The sequence below is a fragment of the Paraburkholderia sp. UYCP14C genome, from assembly GCF_004197395.1.
In the GTDB taxonomy this organism is placed as follows: Bacteria; Pseudomonadota; Gammaproteobacteria; order Burkholderiales; family Burkholderiaceae; genus Paraburkholderia.
This window is the reverse complement of record NZ_SELS01000172.1, coordinates 1-3,813: the sequence shown is the minus strand read 5'-3', so window position 1 is coordinate 3,813 and position 3,813 is coordinate 1. Positions and strand designations below refer to the sequence as shown.

The window sequence follows — 3,813 nt, the reverse complement described above, 5'->3', positions numbered from 1 at the left end:
CAGCGTCATGCTCCGCGTGTCTCTAGGTGGGGGATTTTAGGTGCCCACAGGTGGGGGAATTTGCCCGCCCATCGGGGTCTGTACTGCGGCGATGATATCGGACACTACGAGCACTTTCTGATCAAGCCTGCCGGGCAGATCGACCGGCAACTGCTCGTTGAGCAGCGGGGCGGCATCGAACAGATCATCGCGTCGCTCAGCATCAAGGAAATGAGCCAGCAGGCCCTGATCCGCAAGCTGTGTGCGCTGTCGCCCCATCATCCCGCGCGCAAGGCCGTGTTCGAATTCGACAGGCTGGTGCGCAGTATCTATACGCTGCGCTACCTGCTGGACCCGCAACTGCAGCGCGACGTCCATCGGTCCCAGAACCGGATCGAGGCCTACCATCAACTGCGCTCCATGCTCGCCCAAGTCAGCGGCAAGAAACATCTGATCGGCAGGACGGACCTCGATGTCGCGATCAGCAACGAGTGTGGACGCCTGCTCGCCAATGTCGTGATCGCCTTCAACTCGATGCTGCTCTCGGCGCTGTTCGAGCGGTATCAACGCGAGTGCAACCAGAAGGCGCTGGCGAGGCTGAAGCGGATCTCGCCCGTCGCCTGGCAGCACATCCATTTCCTCGGTCACTACACCTTCCGGGGTAATGCGAATCCGATCGATCTTGGCGTCCTGCTGGCCGGCCTCGAAGTTCTCTAACGCATTGAATCTAAAGCATTCCAAAAATTATTGGGGTTTGGGCGTGGAACCCCTGTCTAAAGTTCAGTTACACAAAATGAACGGTTTGTCGGAAAACCAACGTCCAGACACCCGCGTGATATCCGCATGTACGTCCCGTCTACGGCTTTCACGTGCAGACTCCACATGGTGTCGTAGGCTGCTTTGCAGCGGCTCATGCTGGCACGTTCTCTGCATCTTCATAGTAAGAGTTGCATCTGGACAGATTCGTCGCACCTTCGCAGTCACGGACAACCCGGTTCCAAAACGCCTTCTCCAATCGAGGACACCAATGCGTCACAAATACGTCGTCAACGTGCCATGTGGTGCCGGGCTTGCGACGCGCCGCTTTCACTCGGAGTGCGACGAGTCATGAGCATTTTCGGGCACTTTCTTGAGGTTCTTCTTTTCGTCAGCCTCATGCTATTCGAGCAGACCACCCAGACTTCGAAAAGCGTCGCCCCGGAGACTTTCCCGACAAAGCGGAAAATCTCGGAAACCGTCTTTATATCGGAATGCAATGCGATTCTGATGCGCTGCCGAGTCCTTCGACGGATCAATCAGCATGGCGGCACATTCGTTCCGCATCTAAACTTTGCCGAAACCGAATACCGGTTTGTCAAGGGTCTCGCGCACAACGCGACGGTGAAGACGTGGACCGAAACAGGGCATGCTGTCTCGCACCTCCACACCGGCTAGCTTTTTTCGGAGTTAGATATGGTATATGAAAGTTCAACCGCTCCCAAGGAGCGGGTCAATATCGTTTATCGACCGGCCACCGGAGATTCAAGGGAGGAAGTTGAACTGCCGCTTAAATTGCTTGTGGTAGGCGACTTCACTTTGCGTGGCGAAGCTACATCGATTGAAGACATGAAGTCGATCAACGTCGACAAGGACAACTTCAATGAAGTGCTTAAGGGGCAGAAACTCGCGCTCGCTCTTGTGGTGCCGAACCATCTTGAAGCGAATCCGGGATCGGACGCGCAGCTCACAGTGAATCTGGAATTTGAGTCCATCCACGATTTTGCTCCTGACGCAGTCGTACAGAAAGTGCCGGAGTTGTGCCAGATGATCGCGTTGCGCGATGCGCTCAAAGCGTTGAAGGGCCCGCTCGGCAACAATCCTCATTTCCGCAAGTTTGTCCAGGCGTCGATAGTAGACGAGAAAGCGCGCGCGCGTCTGATGGGCGAACTCGGCATTGCAGACAAGAGACCTGAATCGAAGGCAGAACGACCGGGGGTAACACATGAGTGACATGGAAGTGCAGCGCGCAACGACAGTCGCACCCGTGTTCGAAGCTGAGCGTTCGCTACTCGACCAACTGATTGGGGCGGCGCGAATCGAGCCGGGCGACGAAGCCTATTCGATGGTGCGCCAGGGAATCCAAGCTTTCATTTCGCAGTTGCTGAAACCGCAAAACGTGGTCAAGTGCATTACACAGGCAACGGTCGACAGCATGATAGCCATCCTGGACCAAAAGCTGTGCACGCAGGTTGACGCCATTCTACATCATGCCGAGTTCCAGAGGATGGAATCGGCATGGCGTTCACTCAAGTTCCTCGTGGACCGCACGAATTTCCGTCAGAACATCAAAATCCAGATTTTGAGCGTGAGCAAGGCGAAGTTGCTCGATGATTTTGAGGACGCCGCGGAAATCCCGATGTCCGGTCTATACAAGCATGTCTACGCGGCCGAATATGGTCAGTTTGGTGGCCAGCCATTCGGTGCCATCATAGCGAACTACGCGTTCGGGCCGGGCGCGCAGGACGTGAAGCTGCTCCAATACGCAGCGAGTGTATCGACAATGAGCCACGCGCCGTTCATATCCGCTGCGAGTCCGCACTTTTTCGGAGTCGACGCCTTTGCTCAGTTGCCAAACCTGAAGGATCTTTCATCGATTTTCGAAGGACCGCAGTTCATCAAGTGGAATACCTTCCGCGAATCGGAAGACGCTCGTTACGTCGGACTCACATTGCCACGCTTCCTGCTGCGCGTGCCTTACGGTGCTGAGACGGTGCCGGCTAGGACATTCAACTACAAAGAGGACGTGTCTGGAGGTGCGAACCACTTTCTGTGGGGTAACGCGGCCTTCGCGTTTGCTTCGCGTTTGACGTCGAGCTTCGCCGATTATCGGTGGTGCGCGAACGTCATCGGCCCGCAGGGTGGGGGCACGGTGCATGACTTGCCGCTATACAGGTACGAGTCGATGGGCGAGCTGCAGAACAAGATTCCGACCGAGGTGCTGATTTCCGAGCGCCGCGAGTTCGAGTTGGCGGAGCAGGGTTTCATCGCCCTGACAATGCGCAAAAACAGCGACAACGCGGCGTTCTTCTCGGCCAATTCGGTGCAGAAATCAAAGTTATTCGGAAAAACGAAAGACGACGAGGAAGCGGCGCTTAGTTACAAACTGGGTACGCAGCTGCCCTACCTTTTAGTCGTAAGTCGCCTTGCACATTACATCAAGGTGATTCAGCGGGAGAACATTGGCACGTGGCGAGAGCGGGTAGATCTGGAAACTGAGCTCAACGCGTGGATTCGCCAGTACGTTGCGGACATGGACAATCCCACAGAAGGTGTACGCAGCCGACGTCCTTTGCGTCAGGCCGACATCGTCGTGGCGGATGTCGCAGCCGATCCGGGATGGTATCGCGTGGACGTGAAAATCCGCCCTCACTTCAAGTACATGGGCGCGACGTTCACGCTATCGTTGGTCGGTAGGCTCGATAAGACCGCTGGGGAAAATCGCCAGTAAGCACCATGTTTCATGCGGATTGAGCTACATTGCTCCAGCGGAGAAAATGGAACCGACGAGCAGGCATCGAACGCGATTGCTGGCCGGTTCCACCCTAACACTATATATATTGAGGAACAGTAGTGTCCGGTTAAATTTCGAATAAATTCAGTTGGTTAGCGGATTGCGTCATTTCTGGAGCCTGTAGATCAGGCCGCAAGGCGCATGAAATCTCGGTTTTCTCGAACACGGAGACCGAAAGAATCTGTAGCAATGTGTAGAGCGAGGCACCGAGTTGAAGCTCCTTTTTGACTATTGCGATCAGTACGTAGGTGGAGACCGCACACCAGATTTGCGTCTTCACGGCG

Annotated in this window: 4 protein-coding genes and 1 pseudogene; 4 read left to right on the top strand and 1 reads right to left on the bottom strand. The window is 55.4% G+C overall.

Annotated elements, in window-relative coordinates:
- The 4 genes from EVC45_RS43765 to tssC form a co-directional block, all read left to right on the top strand.
- Nucleotides 1–696: Tn3 family transposase (locus EVC45_RS43765; RefSeq protein ID WP_168991667.1), on the top strand; the 696-nt coding region annotated here is incomplete at its 5' end.
- 390 nt (nucleotides 697–1,086) lie between these two features.
- Nucleotides 1,087–1,413 (top strand): hypothetical protein, encoded by a 327-nt coding sequence (locus EVC45_RS43760; protein ID WP_129964252.1) that lies wholly within the window; start codon nucleotides 1,087–1,089, stop codon nucleotides 1,411–1,413.
- Nucleotides 1,414–1,431: 18 nt separating this feature from the next.
- On the top strand, nucleotides 1,432–1,968 hold the full coding sequence (gene tssB / locus EVC45_RS43755) for a type VI secretion system contractile sheath small subunit (protein WP_129964251.1): 537 nt from the start codon (nucleotides 1,432–1,434) through the stop codon (nucleotides 1,966–1,968).
- A complete protein-coding gene (gene tssC / locus EVC45_RS43750; protein WP_129964250.1) occupies nucleotides 1,961–3,466 on the top strand; it encodes a type VI secretion system contractile sheath large subunit in 1,506 nt (501 codons plus the stop codon). Before tssB ends, tssC begins: the two co-directional genes overlap by 8 nt.
- A gap of 130 nt (nucleotides 3,467–3,596) precedes the next feature.
- On the opposite strand, the pseudogene EVC45_RS43745 reads toward tssC, so the two are convergent.
- Nucleotides 3,597–3,813: pseudogene (locus EVC45_RS43745) on the bottom strand (IS4 family transposase); the annotation flags it as partial.